Genomic DNA, 17,380 nt, shown 5'->3' on the forward strand with positions numbered 1-17,380 from the left:
ATTGCGCTGGAGCAATGACGGCGCGGGCCGTTGGTGTTTCGGTGGGGGTGACGGCGTGGGAACTGAAACCGCTCCCACCCGCACGGACTATCCCGTTGCGTAGGGTGGATAACGCTCTTTTATCCACCAGGCGGAGTCACGCCCGGCAGCGAATTCATGGGCGATGGGGTGCAATGCCCGATATCCGCAATGATGGGTTTCGCTGCGCTCTACCCATCCTACGGGTCTCGGCGCCAACCTACGGGGCGTTGGGGCGGCCGCGCTTTTGTAGGGGCGAATTCATTCGCCCGCTCTTCTTCCCGCAACCACTCCCTTGGAGGCGGCTCCATTCGCTTCAGTCGTTCCACTCCCGGCCCTGCAGCTCCAGCAGGCTGTGGGCCTGCTCGGGGCCGGTGGAGCCGGCGGGGTAGCTGCGCGGGCTCTGATAGTACTCGTGCCAGCCTTCGAGGATCGGGTCGACCCAGCGCCAGGCGGCCTCCACCTCGTCGCGGCGCATGAACAGCGTCGAGTCGCCCTCGATCACGTCCAGCAGCAGGCGCTCGTAGGCGTCCCAGCGGCGCTGGCTGAAGGCCTGGGCCAGGTTCAGGTCCAGTTCCACCGGCTCCAGGCGCATGCCCTTGCCGGGGTTCTTGGCCATCAGCTGCAGGCTGATGCGCTCCTCGGGCTGCAGGCGGATCAGCAGGCGGTTGGCCTCGCCGCCGTTGAACAGGCGGTGCGGCACCGGCTTGAACTGGATGACGATCTCCGAGTACTTGCGCGCCAGGCGCTTGCCGGTGCGCAGGTAGAAGGGCACGCCGGCCCAGCGCCAGTTGTCGATCTCCGCCTGCACGGCGACGAAGGTCTCGGTGTCGCTGTCGTTGTCGACGTTCTTCTCGAAGTAGTAGGCGGGCACTTCCTGGCCGCCGATCTTGCCGGCGGCGTACTGGCCGCGCACGGTCTTGTCCTGCACGTCGAGCCCGGAGATGGGCTTGAGGGCCTCGAGGATCTTCACCTTCTCGGTGCGCACCGCGTCGGCGTCGAAGCGCACCGGCGCCTCCATGGCCACCAGGCAGAGCAGCTGCAGCAGGTGGTTCTGCACCATGTCGCGCATGGCGCCGGCGTGGTCGTAGTAGCTGCCACGGTTCTCCACGCCCAGGGTCTCGCACACGCTGATCTGCACATGGTCGATGTGCCCGGCGCGCCACACCGGCTCGAACAGGGCGTTGGCGAAGCGCAGGGCCATGAGGTTCTGCACCGTCTCCTTGCCCAGGTAGTGGTCGATGCGGAAGACCTGGCGCTCGTCGAACACCGCGCCGATGGCGGCGTTGATCGCCAGGGCCGATTCCAGGGAGTGGCCGATGGGCTTCTCCAGCACGATGCGCGCCTGGGGCCCGGCGAGGCCGGCGATCTGCAGGTGCCGGGCGATGTCCTCGAACAGGCGCGGGGCGATGGCCAGGTAGTAGACGCGGCCGCGATCCTCGCCCGGCCCCAGGTGGCGGGCCAGGCGGCCGAAGTCGGCGCTCTGGGAGACGTCCATGACGAAGTAGTCGAGCCGCGCGGCGAACCCCGCCCAGGCCTCGTTGGTGAAGTCGGCGCGGGCCACCTGGGCGCGGCAGTGGCGCTCGGCGAGGGCCCGGTACTGCGGGGCGTCGAGGGGATTGCGGGCGATGGCGAGGATGCGCAGCTGCGGATGCAGGCGCCCATCGCGATGCAGGTGGTAGAGCGCCGGGAGCAGCTTGTGCAGGGCGAGGTCGCCGGTACCGCCGAAGACCAACATGTCACAGGGCTGGGTCAAGGGTGCACTCCTGCGTGGTTTACCTGGGCGGAAAAGCGGGTCATGTAGTATAACTACAAGGTCACTACAGCCCGACGGCCGTCGATCATAACCGAGTTGTCCCCACGCGTTGATCGAGCCGTGAGGCGTATCCCCCACTTCGAAGAGCCTGCCCTGTGAATCTGCTGCAACACATCGCCCAGTCGCGCCACCTGCTGCGCAAGTCGGAACTGAAGGTCGCCGACCACGTCCTGCTCGATCCCGCCGCAGTCATGCACAGCTCCATGGCGGACCTCGCGCAGAGCGTCGGCGTCAGCGAACCCACCATCGTGCGTTTCTGCCGCGCCATCGGCTGCGGCGGCTTCCAGGACCTCAAGTTGAAACTGGCGCAGAGCCTCGCCGCCGGCGCGAGCTTCGGCCAGTTCGCGATCCACGAGGACGACTCGGTCGCCGACTTCAGCCTGAAGATCTTCGACACCACGCTGCACACCCTGATGGACGTGCGCGAGAAGCTTGACCCCCAGGCCCTGCAACGCGCCATCGCCGCCTGCGCCCAGGCCCAGCGCGTGGAGTTCTACGGCTTCGGTGCCTCCGGTGCGGTGGCGGCCGATGCCCAACACAAGTTCTTCCGCCTGCTGCTGACCGCCGCCGCCTATTCCGACCCGCACATGCAGGCGATGTCGGCGGTGACGCTCAAGCCCACCGACGTGGCCATCTGCATTTCCCAGTCGGGCCGCTCCAAGGACCTGCTGATCACCGCCAACCTGGTGCGCGAGGCCGGCGCCACGCTGATCACCCTGTGCCCGAGCCAGACGCCGCTGGCGGACCTGGCCACGGTGAACCTGGCCATCGACGTGCAGGAAGACACCGAGATCTACACCCCGCTGACCTCGCGCATCGCCCACCTGGTGGTGATCGACGTGCTGGCGATGGGCGTCGCCATGGCCCGTGGCCCGAGCCTGGTCAACCACCTCAAGAGCGTGAAGCGCAGCTTGCGCAGCCTGCGCCTGTCGCCCAAGTCGATCAAGGCGATGGAAGACTGATCGACCGTCCACGCCCCGGGTGCCACACGGCGCTCAGAGGGTCCTGATCGAGGTGCGGATCGCCCGCGCGCACTCGATCACCGCAGGCGCCAGCTTGCGTTCCGCCTCCTCCATGCTCCAGCGGCTGGTCGGCGCCACCACGTGCACGGCGGCCACCGGCTGGCCCTGGCTGCCGAGGATGGGCGCGGCGATGGTCATGTCGCCGAGGAACAGTTCCTCGTTGTTGATCGCGTAGCCCTTGCGCCGGGTCGCCTCGATCTGCGCGAAGATTTCCTCCGGGCCGGTCAGGGTCTGCTGCGTGTGGCGCTTCAGCTCGGTGGCCGCCAGTGCCGCATGCACTTCGTCATCGTCCAGGGCGCTCAGGTAGGCGCGGCCGGAGCCGGTGCAGTACATGGGGATGCGGCTGCCGATGGGCATGTGGATGGGGATGAACTTGGGCGCCACGAAGCGCGCCACGTAGACCATCTCCAGGCCGTCGGGCTCGGTGAGGTTGGTGGTTTCCCCGGTGATCTGCGCCAGTTCGGCGAGGAAGGGGTTGGCCACGTCCACCAGGGTGTCGGCGGCCAGGTAGTTGTAGCCGATCTCCATCACCCTGGGCGTGAGCTGGAAGCGCTTGGTCTGCGGGTGCTTGCGCACGTAGCCGAGCGTTTCGAGGGTGTGGATCATGCGCTGCGCCGAACTCTTGTTGATACCCGCCGCCTCGGCCACCTCGGCCAGGTTCATGGTGCGTTGCCGGGCGTTGAAGGCACGCAGCACGGCCAGGCCTTTCTCCAGCGACTGGTTGAACAGTGAATTGTTGTTATCGCTCATGTCGCGTCCTTTCAGCGGAGTTTGGCTGCTTTGAATATCGATATTCGATATTTATAAATCTCTTTACGATTTTTGTAAATTGTTTATAGTCGAGAAAACGCCTCCTGCCGATTCAGCCGAGGCCATCCATAGCGCACAACGACAATAAACAGCGTCCAATGGGAGATTCGCCATGCATCCTCGCCTTCGTGCCTTCACCTGCGCCTGCGCATTGGTCGCCGGCCTCGCCACGTCCTTGGCCGCCAGCGCCGAGAGCTACCGGGTCGGCGCCACCGCCACCGGCGTGCCCTTCACCTTCCTCGACGTCAAGAGCCAGAGCATCCAGGGGATGATGGTCGACGCCGCCCAGGCCGTGGCCAAGGCCGGCGGCTTCGAGGTTCAGATCCAGCAGACCACCTTCGCCGCCCTGATCCCCTCGCTGACGGCGAACAAGATCGACGTCATCTCCGCCGCCATGCTGCGCACCCCCGCGCGGGAGAAGGTGGTGCAGTACTCCGACCCGGTGTTCAGCTACGGCGAGGGCCTGATCGTCCGGGCCGACGACGCCACCGCCTACACGCGCATGGAGGACCTCGCGGGCGAGGTGGTGGGCGCCCAGGTCGGCACCGTGTTCATCGACGAGCTGAACAAGCGCGGCATCTTCAAGGAAGTGCGCGGCTACGACTCCATCGCCGACCTGATGCGCGACCTGGCGCTGGGGCGGATCAAGGCCGGTTTCGCCGACCGCCCGATCCTCGCCTACCAGCTGGCCCAGGGCACCCAGGACAAGGTGCGCCTGGTGCAGGGCTACCAGCCGGTGATCATGGGTGATGTCTGCCTGATCGTGCGCAAGGGCGATGCCGCGACCCTGGAGCGGGTCAACACGGGCATCGCCGCGATCAAGGCCGATGGCTCGCTGGACCGCATCATCGCGAAGTGGAAGCTCGACTGACCGCGCTCGCGGCCCGCCGGCCTGGCGGGCCTTTCCCTGAACCCATCCACGGGTAGCCTCCATGTTTCTCCAGAACGCTCTGGACTTCCTCCCCATTCTGTTGAAAGGGGCGGTGGTCACCGTGCAGGTCACGGCCGGGTCCTTCCTGCTCAGTTCCATCATCGGCCTGGTCTTCGCCCTGATGATGGTGTCGAAGGTCCGCGCCATCTCGCTGTTCGCCATCGGCGTGGTCAACGTCATCCGTGGCCTGCCGATCATCGTGCAGCTCTTCTACATCTATTTCGTGCTGCCGGATTTCGGCATCCAGCTCAGCGCCTTCCAGGCCGGCGTCATCGGCCTGGGCATCGCCTATTCGGCCTACCAGGCGGAGAACTTCCGCGCCGGCATCCAGGCCATCCACCAGGGGCAGATCGAGGCAGCCGAGTCCCTCGGCATGCGCGGCGCCATGGTGATGCGCCGGGTGGTGCTGCCCCAGGCCTTCCGCATCGCCCTGCCGCCCTACGGCAACACCCTGGTGATGATGCTCAAGGACTCCTCGCTGGTCTCCACCATCACCGTGGCGGAGATGACCCGCGCCGGCCAGCTGATCGCCTCCTCGACCTTCGAGAACATGACCGTCTACACCCTGGTGGCGCTGCTCTACCTGGCGCTGAGCCTGCCGCTGTCCTACGGCCTGCGCCGGCTGGAAGCGCGAATCGGCAAGAGGAGCAAGGCATGATCGAGATCAAGCAACTGCACAAGAGCTTCGGCAGCCTGGCGGTGCTCGAAGGCATCGACCTGAGCATCGAGAGCGGCGAGGTGGTCTGCCTGATCGGCCCCTCGGGCTCCGGCAAGTCCACCCTGCTGCGGTGCATCAACGGCCTGGAGACCCACGACCGGGGCGAGATCCTGGTCAGCGGCCAGCCGGTGAACCGCCACCACGACAGCATCCATGAGATCCGCACCCAGGTGGCCATGGTGTTCCAGCGCTTCAACCTGTTCCCCCATCGCACGGCTGTGGAAAACGTGATGGAGGGGCCGGTCTACGTGAAGAAGGAAGACCCCCGCGAAGCCCGCCGCCAGGCCGAGGCGCTGCTGGAGAAGGTCGGCCTCGCGCACCGCATGAACGCCTACCCGGACGAGCTCTCAGGCGGCCAGCAACAGCGCGTGGCCATCGCCCGCGCCCTGGCGATGAAGCCCAGGGCGATCCTCTTCGACGAGCCCACGTCCGCCCTGGACCCCGAGCTGGTGGGCGAGGTGCTGGCGGTGATGCGGCGCCTCGCCGACGAAGGCATGACCATGATCGTGGTCACCCACGAGATGGGCTTCGCCCGCGATGTGGCGGACAAGGTCTGCTTCCTCCACAGCGGTCGCATCGTGGAGCAGGGCCCGGCCCGCGAGGTGCTGAGCGCGCCGAGCCACCCGCGCACCCAGGACTTCCTCAAGCGCCTGCTGAACAGCGGCGAGGTGCCGGCATGAACGCGCCCCTCGCGCCCGCGCTGCCGTCCTCGCTCTGGGCCGCCACTGCCACGCCCGGCATCGCCACGCCGGCGCTCGAGGAAGACCGGCAGGTCGATGTCGCCATCGTCGGCGCCGGCTACACCGGGCTGGTCGCAGCGCTGCACCTGGCCGAGGCGGGCATCGACGTTTGTGTGCTGGACGCCGGCGAGCCCGGCTGGGGCGCCTCCGGGCGCAACGGCGGGCAGGTGATCCCCGGCCTCAAGTTCGACCCCGAGCAGCTGATCGCCAAGTTCGGCGTGGCCCGTGGCGAGGCGATGATCCAGGCCGCCGGCGGCGCCGCCGACGAGGTGTTCGCGCTGATCGAGCGGCTCGGCATCGACTGCGACGCCACCCGCAAGGGCTGGATCCAGCCGGCCGCCTCGACCGTGGCCATGCGCGGCCTTGAGCAGCGCGCCGGGCAGTGGCGCGCGCGCGGCGTCGAGGTGGAGCTGCTGGACGAGCCGGCCGTCGCCCGGCGCATCGGCAGCGTCAACTACCTCGGCGCCTGGGTCGACCCGCGTGCCGGCAGCGTCCAGCCCCTGAGCTACGCCCGTGGGCTGGCGCGGGCGGCGGTGCAGCGGGGCGCGGCGATCCATGGCCACAGCCGGGTCACCGGGCTGCGCCGCGAAGGATCGCGCTGGCAGTTATCCACAGCCCGTGGCGCGAGCATCAGCGCCGAGCGCGTGCTGCTGGCCGGCAACGGCTACACCGATGACCTCTGGCCCGGCCTGCGGCAGACGCTGATCGCCGCCAACAGTTTCATCGTCGCCACCCAGCCGTTGCCGGCGCACCTGCGCCACAGCGTGTTGCCGGGCGGCGAGGTCTGTTCGGATGCGCGGCGCCTGCTGCTGTATTTCAAGCAGGACGCCCAGGGGCGGCTCCTGCTGGGCGGGCGCGGGCCCTTCCCGGAGCCGCGTGAGGCTGCCGACTGGGCGCATCTGGAGCGCTCGCTCACCGGGCTCTTCCCGCAGCTCGCCGGGGTGCCCATCGAATACCGCTGGAGCGGGCGCGTGGCGCTGACCCAGGACTTCCTGCCCCATGTCCACGAACCGGCGCCGGGGCTGTCGATGCTGCTGGGCTACAACGGTCGCGGCATCGCCCTGGCCACCTGCCTGGGGCGGCACATGGCGGCGCGCCTGGCGGGGCAGGGCGGGGACTTCCCCTTCCCGATCACGCCGGTGCGGCGCATTCCCCTGCACGGCTTGCAGCGCCTCTACCTGGGCGCGGGGATCGCCTGGTACCGCCTGCTCGACGCCCTGCTCTGAACGGCCGGTGGCTGTCGCAGGACGGTCATCGGAGTTTCACGACCCTGCCCTCAAAGCGTCATGCCGCTGGCCGATGCTGGTGCTCCCCGCACTTCGTCCTGGGAGACCTGACATGCCTCGACACCATGCACAGCGTTTTGACGAGCCGGCCATCGACAGCAAGACCCGGCGCAAGCTCGAAGACCAGCGCCGGATGCAGTTCCGCCGCGCCATCGAGGAGCGTGCCGAACAGCGCCGCCTGCTGGCGGACCTGGAGGGCTACCCCGACCTGATCGCGATCAACTACCTGTTGTCGTCAACGGCAGAGCGCCGTCGAACCTCTGGGAAAGCGTGCTGATCTGGGCACGTTCTTCGCGGATAAAGGCCATCAACGCCTGGGCGACCGGTGACAGCCGCTTGCCCTTGGCGTGGACCACGCACCAACTGCGGTAGAGGGGCAGCTCTTCCACCGGCAGCTCGCGCAGCACGCCGGTGGCCAGCTCCAGGCTGACCGCGTGGCGGGGCAGCAGGCCCAGGCCGAGCCCGGCCACGACGCATTCGCGCAGGGCATCCAGGGAGGCGACTTCCTGGGTCTGGGCGAAGTGCGCGCGCTTCTGCTGGAAGTATTCCTCGCAGGCCTTGCGGGTGCCCGAGCCGGCTTCGCGGATCAGCAGCGGGAAGGGCTCCAGGTCCTTCAGCGTCAGGCTGCGCGCGTGGCACAGCGGGTGATCCGGCGGCGCCACGGCGATGATCGGATTGTTGAGGAACGGCAGGAACTCCAGGGCCATGTCCTGGGGCACCAGGGACATGATCACCAGGTCGTCGCGGTTGTCCGCCAGGCGCTTGATCACCTGGGCGCGGTTGACCACCGTCAGGTGCAGGCTGACGTCCGGGTGGTGCTGCTTGAAGGCGGCGAACAGGTGCGGCACGAAGTACTTGGCGCTGGATTCCACCGCCAGGTTGAGCTGGCCCTGCAGCGAGCCCTGCAGGTCCGAGAGCTGCATGTCGAGGCTGGCCAGGCGCTGGAAGATGTCGCTGCTGGCCACGTACAGCGCCTCGGCGGCATCGGTCTGGTAGAGCTTCTTGCCGACGTATTCGAACAAAGGCTGGCCCACCAGCTCCTCGAGCTGGCGGATCTGCAGGCTGACGGCCGGCTGGGTCAGCGCCATCTCTTCCGCCGCTCGGCTGTACGAACGGCTCTCGAACACGGCACGGAACACCTGGAGCTGGCGCAGCGTCATGCGCAGCAGGGTCTTGCGCATAGGTGGAAGCCTCGGAAAAGGGGGATCGCGGCGCCGACTATAAGGCTTTCCTAATGGATACCCCAATAATTATTGATTTGGGTTATCCCAGGGCTGGGCGTAGGTTAATCACGCACCGCTACAGCATCGGCGGTCACTCGCCGAACGGCCTGCCGTTCGCCTGCCCACTTGGTCGAGGGAACGCTCGTGATCAAGAAAATCCTCATCGCCAACCGGGGTGAGATCGCCGTCCGCATCGTGCGCGCCTGCGCCGAGATGGGCATCCGCTCGGTGGCCGTCTACTCCGACGCCGACCGCCACGCCCTGCACGTCAAGCGTGCCGACGAGGCCCACAGCATCGGCGCGGACCCGCTGGCCGGCTACCTCAACCCGCGCAAGCTGGTGAACCTGGCCGTGGAGACCGGTTGCGACGCGTTGCACCCCGGCTACGGCTTCCTCTCCGAGAACGCCGAGCTGGCCGATATCTGCGCCGAGCGCGGAATCCGCTTCATCGGCCCGTCGGCGGAAGTCATCCGCCGCATGGGCGACAAGACCGAAGCCCGCCGCAGCATGATCAAGGCCGGCGTGCCGGTCACCCCGGGCACCGAAGGCAACGTGGCGGACCTCGATGAGGCCCTGCGCGAAGGCGAGCGCATCGGCTACCCGGTGATGCTCAAGGCCACCTCCGGCGGTGGCGGTCGCGGCATCCGCCGCTGCAACTCGCGCGCCGAGCTGGAGCAGGCCTACCCGCGGGTGATCTCCGAGGCCACCAAGGCCTTCGGTTCCGCCGAGGTGTTCTTGGAAAAATGCATCGTCAACCCCAAGCACATCGAGGCCCAGGTGCTGGCCGACAGCTTCGGCAACACCGTGCACCTGTTCGAGCGTGACTGCTCGATCCAGCGCCGCAACCAGAAGCTCATTGAGATCGCCCCCAGCCCGCAGCTCACCCCCGAGCAGCGCGCCTACATCGGCGACCTCTCCGTGCGCGCCGCCAAGGCGGTGGGTTACGAGAACGCCGGCACCGTGGAGTTCCTGCTCGCCGAGGGCGAGGTGTACTTCATGGAGATGAACACCCGGGTGCAGGTGGAACACACCATCACCGAGGAAATCACCGGCATCGACATCGTCCGCGAGCAGATCCGCATCGCCTCCGGCCTGCCGCTCTCGGTCAAGCAGGAAGACATCATCCATCGCGGTTTCGCCCTGCAGTTCCGCATCAACGCCGAGGACCCGAAGAACAACTTCCTGCCCTCGTTCGGCAAGATCACCCGCTACTACGCCCCCGGCGGCCCCGGCGTGCGGACCGACACGGCGATCTACACCGGCTACACCATCCCGCCCTTCTACGACTCCATGTGCCTGAAGCTGATCGTCTGGGCACTGACCTGGGAGGAGGCGCTGGACCGCGGCCTGCGTGCGCTCGACGACATGCGCGTGCAGGGGGTCAAGACCACCGCCGCCTACTACCAGGAAATCCTCCGCGATCCCGAGTTCCGCAGCGGCCAGTTCAACACCAGCTTCGTCGAGAGCCACCCGGAGCTGACCCAGTATTCGATCAAGCGCAACCCGTCGCACCTGGCCATCGCCATCGCGACCGCCATTGCCGCCCACGCGGGCCTGTAAGGGAAGGATGCAGAACATGAGCAAGACCCTCGAAACCAAGAAGATCAGCGTCACCGACACCATCCTGCGTGACGCGCACCAGTCCCTGCTGGCCACCCGCATGCGCACCGAAGACATGCTCCCCATCTGCGACAAGCTCGACCAGGTCGGCTACTGGTCGCTGGAAGTCTGGGGCGGCGCCACCTTCGACGCCTGCGTGCGCTTCCTCAAGGAAGACCCGTGGGAGCGCCTGCGCAAGCTCAAGGCCGCGTTGCCCAACACCCGCCTGCAGATGCTCCTGCGCGGGCAGAACCTGCTGGGCTACCGCCACTACAGCGACGATGTGGTCCGCGCCTTCGTGGCCAAGGCGGCGGTCAACGGCATCGACGTGTTCCGCATCTTCGACGCCATGAACGACGTGCGTAACCTGCGCGTCTCCATCGAAGCGGTGAAGGCCGCTGGCAAGCACGCCCAGGGCACCATCGCGTACACCACCAGCCCGGTGCACACCATCGATGCCTTCGTTGCCCAGGGCAAGGCCATGGCCGCCATGGGTGTCGACTCCATCGCCATCAAGGACATGGCCGGCCTGCTGACCCCCTACGCCACCGGCGAACTGGTCAAGGCGCTGAAGGACGCGCTGCCGCTGGACGTGGTGATCCACTCCCACGACACCGCTGGCGTCGCCAGCATGTGCCAGCTGAAAGCCATCGAGAACGGCGCCGACCGCATCGACACCGCCATCTCCAGCATGGCCTGGGGCACCAGCCACCCGGGCACCGAATCCATGGTCGCGGCCCTGCGCAACACGCCCTACGACACCGGCCTGGACCTCGCGCTGATCCAGGAGATCGGCATGTACTTCCATGCCGTGCGCAAGAAGTACCACCAGTTCGAAAGCGAGTTCACCGGCGTCGACACCCGCGTGCAGGTCAACCAGGTGCCGGGCGGGATGATTTCCAACCTCGCCAACCAGCTCAAGGAGCAGGGTGCCCTCAACCGCATGGGCGAAGTGCTGGAGGAGATCCCGCGCGTGCGCGCCGACCTCGGCTTCCCGCCCCTGGTCACTCCGACCTCGCAGATCGTCGGTACCCAGGCGTTCTTCAACGTGCTGGCCGGCGAGCGCTACAAGACCATCACCAACGAGGTGAAGCTCTACCTGCAGGGCCGCTACGGCAAGGCGCCCGGCCAGATCAACGAAGAGCTGCGCCGCCAGGCCATCGGCAACGAGGACGTCATCGACGTGCGCCCGGCCGACCTGCTCAAGCCCGAGCTGGACAAGCTGCGCAAGGAAATCGGTGCCCTGGCCAAGAGCGAGGAGGACGTTCTCACCTTCGCCATGTTCCCCGACATCGGCCGCAAGTTCCTCGAAGAGCGTGAAGCCGGCACCCTCAAGCCCGAGGAGCTGCTGCCCATCCCCAACGGCCAGGGCGCGGCCCCGGTTGGCGGCGAAGGCGTGCCCACCGAGTTCGTGGTCGACGTGCACGGCGAGAGCTACCGCGTGGACATCACCGGGGTCGGCGTGAAGAGCGACGGCAAGCGCCACTTCTACCTGTCCATCGACGGCATGCCGGAAGAAGTGGTGTTCGAGCCGCTCAACGACTTCGTAGCCGGCAACAGCAGCAAGCGCAAGAACGCCAGTGCGCCCGGCGATGTCAGCACCACCATGCCGGGCAACATCGTCGATGTGCTGGTCAAGGAAGGCGACAGCGTCAAGGCCGGCCAGGCCGTGCTGATCACCGAAGCCATGAAGATGGAAACCGAAGTGCAGGCGCCCATCGCCGGCACCGTCAAGGCGATCCACATCGCCAAGGGCGACCGGGTCAACCCGGGCGAGGTCCTGATCGAGATCGAATGATCGCGAGCTAGAAGTCCCCTGGGGAGCCCTCGGGCTCCCCTTTTTTGTCTTTACCCGGGCCGAAATATTTTCAATGGCCGTCATGCAGATAGCCGTCTGGCCGGGCCCTGGCCGCCGAAGCCATGCTGGGCGCCCATCAGGTTCAACCCAGGAGGATCACCGATGAAGACCGTTGCCCAGATGCTCCACGCCAAGCCGCTGCAGCAGGTGCACACCGTCACCGCCGAAGTGCCGATGCTCGATGCCCTGCGCCTCTTGGCCGAACACAATATCGGCGCCCTGCCGGTGGTCGAGGATGGCCGCCTGGTGGGCATCGTCAGCGAGCGTGACTACGCCCGCCGTGGCGTGCTGCAAGGGCGCTCGTCGGTGGCCACGCCGGTGCGCGATTTCATGACCGAGGCGGTGCTGACGGTGAACGGCCGGCAGAGCATCCGCGAATGCATGGCGCTGATGACCGACCGCCACCTGCGCCACCTGCCCGTGGTGGAGGACGGCCAACTGGTCGGCCTGCTGTCCATCGGCGACCTGGTCAAGGAAGCCATCGCCGAACAGGACGCACTGATCCAGCACCTGGAGCAGTACATCCGGGGTGAGATGGCCTGATTCGCGTTGCCGGGAAGCCTATGGTCACGCCTCGTCCATATCGGGACCGGCCATCTCCAATGCCTGCTGGTAGAGCGTGTCGTCGAGGGTGACTGTGATGCGCATGCTTCGGTCCCTCCTCCGGGCAAGGGTGGACGTCGCTCTTTACGTCCACCAGCGGTGCTGCCTGGTACTCCGCAACGGTGGACCGGTGAAGCGGGGTCCACCCTACGCGAGCCGGCCAGGTCGTGCGGGTGGTGGTTGGGGCCGCTCTGCGGCCCTTGGCGACTGAAGTCGCCCCTACGGGTTCGTCACTCCACCCGTTCGCCGCACAAATCCAGGGCGAACCAGCGCTCGACGTCAGCAGGGGCGAGGCCGGCGCCGATCAGGGCGAACAGCTTGGCCAGGGCGGCTTCGCGGGTCATGCCGCCGGCGGAGACCAGGCCGCTGGCCGCCAGTTGGCTGCCGGCGGCGTAGACGCCGAACTCGACGTGCCCGGCCGGGCACTGGCTGATCGCCGCCAACACCACGCCGCGCTGGTGCGCGGCCTTGAGGACGGCCAGCAGCTCGGTGTTGTCCGACGGGCCGGTGCCGCTGCCGTAGCACTCCAGCAACAGACCCTGCACGCCGGAATCCAGCAGCGCCTGCACATGGCTCGCCTGCAGGCCGGGGAACAGCGGCAGCACCGCCAGGTTCACCGGTACGCGACGGGTGTTGAAGCCGAGCAGGGCGGGCAGGGCGTCGGCGCGCTCGCCGCTGCGCTGGCGCGGCAACACGGTGAAGGCGTCGAAGGCATCGCTGCGCAGCTTGCTCACCCGCGCGCCATGCATCAGCCCGCCGTTGAAATACAGGTGCACGCCCGGCTCCACGCCGCCTTGCAGTGCCGCGAGGGCGCCGCAGAGGTTGGGCCAGGCGTCGCTGCCATCGCAGCCTGCCGGGAGCATGGCGCCGGTCAGCACTACCGGTACGCCCAGGCCCAGCAGCAGGAAGCTCAGGGCGGCGGCGCTGTAGGCCAGGGTGTCGGTGCCATGCAGCAGCAGCACGGCGTCATGGCCGCCCTCGACCACCGCAGCGACGATCTCATCGCGCATGGCCAGCCACTGGGCCTGGGTCATGTTGGCGCTGTCGAGCAGCGGCAGCATCTCCTGGAAGACGAACTGCGGTGCGGGCGTGCCCGCGCTGGCCAGGTGCTCGCGCATGCGCGCCTCGAAGCCGCCGGCCGGTGCCAGGCCCTGGGCCGTCTGCAGCATGCCGATGGTGCCACCGGTATAGAGGACGAAGAGGTTGTCGACTGCGCTCATGCCTTGTCCTGGCTCACTCGGGGAATAAAACGGTGGACCAGCATAACGCTGAATCCGGCTGCCATCGCGAGCCGATCCCACCAGAAACTGTTGCCTGATACGACGATGCCGCTTCCCCGCAGGGCGGAGAAGCGGCATCCGGTGCAGCGCTCGGGAGCGCTTAGCGGTGGCTTTCCGCCAGGGCCGCAGGGGCCTGTTGCGGGGCTGCCTCGACGGCCGGGTTGGCCGGCCAGGCGGCACGGTCCAGGTCCAGGTCGGCGAACTTGGCGGCGTCGAACACCGGCTGGTCGATACCGGCCTTGCGCTGTTCGTCGTAGTCGCGCATCACCCGCAGGCCGACCTTGATCAGCAGGGCGAGGGCGATGAGGTTGACGAAGGCCAGGCAGGTCATGGTGATGTCGGCGAAGGCGAACACGGTGCCCAGGTTCTGCATCGAGCCCCAGCAGATCAGCGCCAGTACCAGGCCACGGTAGGTCAGCAGGGCGGTGCGGCTGCGGCCTGCGAGGAACTGCAGGGCGTTCTCGCCGAGGTAGTAGTTGTAGAGGATGCAGGTGAAGACGAAGAGGCTCAGCGCGACGCTGACGAAGATCCGGCCCCAGTCACCGACCACGGCGGCCAGGGAGTTCTGGGTCAGGACGATGCCGTCGCCTTCGAAGCCCGGGGTGTAGAAGCCGGACAGCAGGATCAGCAGCGCGGTGCAGGTGCAGATCACGAAGGTATCGAGGAACACGCTGAACGCCTGGACCACGCCCTGGGCGGCCGGGTGCTTCACGGCGGCCACGGCGGCCACGTTCGGGGCGCTGCCCAGGCCGGCTTCGTTGGCGAACACGCCGCGCTTGACGCCCATCACGATGGCGCTGCCGAGCAGGCCGGCGAAGGCGGGCTCGAGGCCGAAGGCGCTCTTGACGATGGTCACCAGCATGCCCGGGACCAGTTCGATCTGGGTGGCGATCACGTACAGGGTCACGCCGATGTAGGCCAGGGTCTTCACCGGGACCAGCAGGTCGGAGACGGAAGCGATGCGCTTGATGCCGCCGATGAACACCAGGCCCAGCAGCACGGCCAGGCCGATGCCGGTGTACTGCACCGGAAGGCCGAAGGCGTTTTCCAGAGAGTGGGTGACGGTGAAGGACTGCAGGCCGTTGAAGGCGAAGCCGTAGGTGACCAGCAGCAGCACGGCAAACACCATCGCCATCCAGCGCAGCTTCAGGCCGTGCTGGATGTAGTAGGACGGGCCGCCGCGGTACAGGCCGTCGCCGTCGGCACGCTTGTAGACCTGGGCCAGGGTGCACTCGAAGAAGCTGCTGGACATGCCGACCAGGGCGGTCACCCACATCCAGAACACGGCGCCCGGGCCGCCGAGGGTCACGGCGATACCGACACCGGCGATGTTGCCCGCGCCGACGCGGCCGGCGAGGCTCAGCATCAGGGCCTGGAAGGAGCTCAACTGGCCGGCCTGGCCACGGATGGATTCCTTGAACACGCCGAACATATGGCCGAAATGGCGGAACTGCACGAATCGCGAGCGCAGGGTGAAGTAGGTACCCAGGCCGACGATCAGCACGATGAGCACCTTCCCGGACAGGAAGTCGTTGAGCATTTCGAGCATGGAGAATTCCTCGATTCTTATTGTTCGGACGGTGAACGCCGCGACCCGGTCGCGATCAAGGCGCGCATGTTTGGCCAATGGCCGCCGGTCAGGCAATTTCGCAGGTCGATTCGAAGTGACGCGAGTTGATGCTATATTCGCGCCGCTCGCATCGGGGGAGTTCAGACCTTGTCGGACAATCTGGGGGAAAACCTCAAGCTGCTCTGCAGCCACTACCGCTCTATCGCGGAGGTTTGCCGCAAGCTGGCGATCAACCGTGCACAGTTCAACAAGTACCTCAGCGGGCAGAGCCGTCCGACGGCTTACAACCTCAAGCGCATCGGCGATTTCTTCGGCGTCGAGGATTACGAGCTGAGCCAGCCGACCGAGCAGTTCGCCCGCCTGATCGGCGCCCGCCGCCGGGAAGGCGATGCCTCCCCGGCCAGCGACCCGCTGCTGGACCTGCTGCGGCCGCTGCGCGAGGAGTCCGGCAACCTGTCGCGCTACTGCGGCTACTACTTCGAATACTCCAACTGCATGTCGGTGCCCGGCACCATCCTGCTGTCGCTGGTGCACCTGTGGGAGGAGCGCGGCACCTTCCTCTTCGAGCGCCAGGAACGCCAGGAGCGCTCCAGCAGCACCGACGTGCAGGCCGAGGACTGGGTGCGCTGCCGCTACCTGGGCGCCGCCTTCCAGCTGCAGGATCGCGTGTTCCTGATGGACTACGAGTCGCTCACCGTCAACGAGATGAGCCAGACCATCCTCATTCCCAGCTTCAAGAGCCGTATCACCCGCCTCAACGGCCTGAAGACCGGCGTCTCCAGCGGCGACCGGCGCAACCCCGCCTGCACCCGCGTGGTGTGGGAATACCTGGGCCCGGAGATCAACCGGGTCAGCGCCTACCGCCAGGTGATGCTGTACCGCCCCGACGACCCGCGCATCGACGCCGACATCCGCCAGCGCCTGGATGTCGCGCCGCTGAAGAACGGGCTCTTCGAGATCGAGTGAGCGCAAGACCGCTGCACCGATGGACCGTCCATTTTCCGATCAAGGACCGAACCTCATGATTTCGCCTTCCCCCTCTGCCGCACGCGGCGCCCTGCTGGCTTCCCTGCTGCTGGGGCTGACCGGCTGCGGTGGCCTCTCCGGCAAGGGCTACCTCTTCACCCGCGACAGCCAGCCCCTGCAGTTGAGCGACGAGGCGCAACTGCGCCAGGGCCATATCGAGCTGGAGTTCGACCCGGACCCGATGTGGTCCGCCGACCTGCGCCTGCACAACGAACGCAGCGACTTCAGCGTCAGCGTCCCGTCGAGCGCCTACCAGGGCCGGTCCTTCTTCCTCGCCAGCCGGGAGAGCGGCCTGCGCTATGACATCCAGGCGCGCTGGCGCGAATCGAAGGAAGACAAGGTGGAGCGCGACAGCAGCGAGAGCTGCGCCGCGCCCGGCTTCTGCAGCAAGACGGTGCGCCACCTCAAGTGCGCCGGCAAGACCTACCGCAGCGGCACCGATCGCTACGAGAAACACCTGGGTGACGAAGGCTGCCAGGAGGTGCTGGTGACCGAGAACGGCAACTTCCCCGACTGCCCGGGCACCCGCTCCGTGCGCAACCGCTACCAGATCTACCGGCTGCTGGTGAGCCTGGAGTTCACCGAGCCTACCAACAAGCGCCAGCCGCTGGCCGAGTTCGACGGCGAAAGCCAGCGCAAGGAGCGCCTGCTGGAGACCGTGGCCCAGGGCGCCTGCCGCACCTATTGAAGCAGGCGCTTCCCCGTAGGCGGCGAGTCACCCCATGGCGCCTGAATTCGCAGGTGGCATGGGGGTTGGGCCTGGCTCCGCTCGGTGGATGGAAAAGCGTTATCCACCCCACGCACCGGGATGCACCTCGGTTCGGGCGACGCTCGATGCCACCTGTGGGAGCGGCTTCAGCCGCGAAAGGGCGGCGTAGCA

At 67.2% G+C, this 17,380-nt stretch carries 16 protein-coding genes; 11 read left to right on the forward strand and 5 right to left on the reverse strand.

Translation table 11 applies throughout. The features are described from left to right. Positions 1 to 334: 334 nt before the first annotated feature. Positions 335 to 1,756 carry a glucose-6-phosphate dehydrogenase gene (gene zwf / locus WFQ67_RS02860; protein WP_244863108.1) on the reverse strand — a complete coding sequence of 474 codons (1,422 nt, stop codon included), beginning with the start codon at positions 1,754 to 1,756 and terminating at the stop codon, positions 335 to 337. A 173-nt stretch (positions 1,757 to 1,929) separates the two neighbouring features. On the opposite strand from zwf, the gene hexR reads away from it, so the two are divergent. Further along, complete coding sequence (hexR, locus tag WFQ67_RS02865) at positions 1,930 to 2,796, forward strand: transcriptional regulator HexR (RefSeq protein ID WP_111259177.1); 867 nt, start codon at positions 1,930 to 1,932, stop codon at positions 2,794 to 2,796. A 33-nt stretch (positions 2,797 to 2,829) separates the two neighbouring features. Here the strand turns inward: hexR and WFQ67_RS02870 are convergent, their stop codons facing one another. Then, the gene (locus WFQ67_RS02870; protein ID WP_337056119.1) at positions 2,830 to 3,606 is read right to left on the reverse strand and encodes an IclR family transcriptional regulator; all 777 of its coding nucleotides are present in this window, start codon (positions 3,604 to 3,606) and stop codon (positions 2,830 to 2,832) included. Between the two features lie 172 nt (positions 3,607 to 3,778). Between WFQ67_RS02870 and WFQ67_RS02875 the strand changes: the two genes are divergently transcribed. The 5 genes from WFQ67_RS02875 (at position 3,779) to WFQ67_RS02895 (ending at position 7,618) form a co-directional block, all read left to right on the forward strand. After that, the gene (locus WFQ67_RS02875) at positions 3,779 to 4,537 is read left to right on the forward strand and encodes an ABC transporter substrate-binding protein (protein ID WP_337056120.1); all 759 of its coding nucleotides are present in this window, start codon (positions 3,779 to 3,781) and stop codon (positions 4,535 to 4,537) included. Positions 4,538 to 4,598: 61 nt separating this feature from the next. Beyond that, complete coding sequence (locus WFQ67_RS02880) at positions 4,599 to 5,255, forward strand: amino acid ABC transporter permease (protein ID WP_213627345.1); 657 nt, start codon at positions 4,599 to 4,601, stop codon at positions 5,253 to 5,255. After that, positions 5,252 to 5,995: an amino acid ABC transporter ATP-binding protein gene (locus WFQ67_RS02885; protein WP_173178170.1), complete on the forward strand. Its 744-nt coding sequence runs from the start codon at positions 5,252 to 5,254 to the stop codon at positions 5,993 to 5,995. The genes WFQ67_RS02880 and WFQ67_RS02885 overlap by 4 nt, the downstream gene beginning before the upstream one ends. Continuing rightward, the gene (locus WFQ67_RS02890) at positions 5,992 to 7,281 is read left to right on the forward strand and encodes an NAD(P)/FAD-dependent oxidoreductase (protein WP_337056121.1); all 1,290 of its coding nucleotides are present in this window, start codon (positions 5,992 to 5,994) and stop codon (positions 7,279 to 7,281) included. Before WFQ67_RS02885 ends, WFQ67_RS02890 begins: the two co-directional genes overlap by 4 nt. 112 nt (positions 7,282 to 7,393) lie before the next feature. After that, positions 7,394 to 7,618 (forward strand): PA3496 family putative envelope integrity protein, encoded by a 225-nt coding sequence (locus WFQ67_RS02895; RefSeq protein WP_337056122.1) that lies wholly within the window; start codon positions 7,394 to 7,396, stop codon positions 7,616 to 7,618. Here the strand turns inward: WFQ67_RS02895 and WFQ67_RS02900 are convergent. Next, the gene (locus WFQ67_RS02900; protein WP_111259375.1) at positions 7,560 to 8,507 is read right to left on the reverse strand and encodes a LysR family transcriptional regulator; all 948 of its coding nucleotides are present in this window, start codon (positions 8,505 to 8,507) and stop codon (positions 7,560 to 7,562) included. The two genes, WFQ67_RS02895 and WFQ67_RS02900, sit on opposite strands and share 59 nt — an antisense overlap. A 201-nt stretch (positions 8,508 to 8,708) precedes the next feature. Here WFQ67_RS02900 and WFQ67_RS02905 point away from each other — a divergent pair, with 201 nt between their 5' ends. The 3 genes from WFQ67_RS02905 (at position 8,709) to WFQ67_RS02915 (ending at position 12,564) form a co-directional block, all read left to right on the forward strand. After that, complete coding sequence (locus WFQ67_RS02905) at positions 8,709 to 10,124, forward strand: acetyl-CoA carboxylase biotin carboxylase subunit (RefSeq protein ID WP_213627339.1); 1,416 nt, start codon at positions 8,709 to 8,711, stop codon at positions 10,122 to 10,124. 16 nt (positions 10,125 to 10,140) lie between these two features. Beyond that, complete coding sequence (gene oadA, locus WFQ67_RS02910) at positions 10,141 to 11,961, forward strand: sodium-extruding oxaloacetate decarboxylase subunit alpha (RefSeq protein ID WP_213627338.1); 1,821 nt, start codon at positions 10,141 to 10,143, stop codon at positions 11,959 to 11,961. 162 nt (positions 11,962 to 12,123) lie between these two features. Then, complete coding sequence (locus WFQ67_RS02915; RefSeq protein WP_337056123.1) at positions 12,124 to 12,564, forward strand: CBS domain-containing protein; 441 nt, start codon at positions 12,124 to 12,126, stop codon at positions 12,562 to 12,564. 290 nt (positions 12,565 to 12,854) lie between these two features. On the opposite strand, the gene WFQ67_RS02920 is transcribed toward WFQ67_RS02915, so the two are convergent. Further along, positions 12,855 to 13,844 carry an asparaginase gene (locus tag WFQ67_RS02920; protein ID WP_337056124.1) on the reverse strand — a complete coding sequence of 330 codons (990 nt, stop codon included), beginning with the start codon at positions 13,842 to 13,844 and terminating at the stop codon, positions 12,855 to 12,857. Between the two features lie 160 nt (positions 13,845 to 14,004). Beyond that, positions 14,005 to 15,453, reverse strand: a complete 1,449-nt coding sequence (locus WFQ67_RS02925) for an alanine/glycine:cation symporter family protein (RefSeq protein WP_213627332.1) — start codon at positions 15,451 to 15,453, stop codon at positions 14,005 to 14,007. Between the two features lie 168 nt (positions 15,454 to 15,621). On the opposite strand from WFQ67_RS02925, the gene WFQ67_RS02930 reads away from it, so the two are divergent. Together WFQ67_RS02930 and WFQ67_RS02935 are read left to right on the forward strand one after the other, a co-directional pair. Beyond that, entirely contained in the window at positions 15,622 to 16,440 is an 819-nt protein-coding gene (locus WFQ67_RS02930; protein ID WP_173178179.1) for a helix-turn-helix domain-containing protein, read from the forward strand. 55 nt (positions 16,441 to 16,495) lie between these two features. Then, entirely contained in the window at positions 16,496 to 17,188 is a 693-nt protein-coding gene (locus tag WFQ67_RS02935; protein ID WP_337056125.1) for a hypothetical protein, read from the forward strand. The last annotated feature ends 192 nt before the right edge of the window (positions 17,189 to 17,380 follow it).

Source organism: Pseudomonas sp. USHLN015 (assembly GCF_037153275.1).
In the GTDB taxonomy this organism is placed as follows: domain Bacteria; phylum Pseudomonadota; class Gammaproteobacteria; order Pseudomonadales; family Pseudomonadaceae; genus Metapseudomonas; species Metapseudomonas tohonis.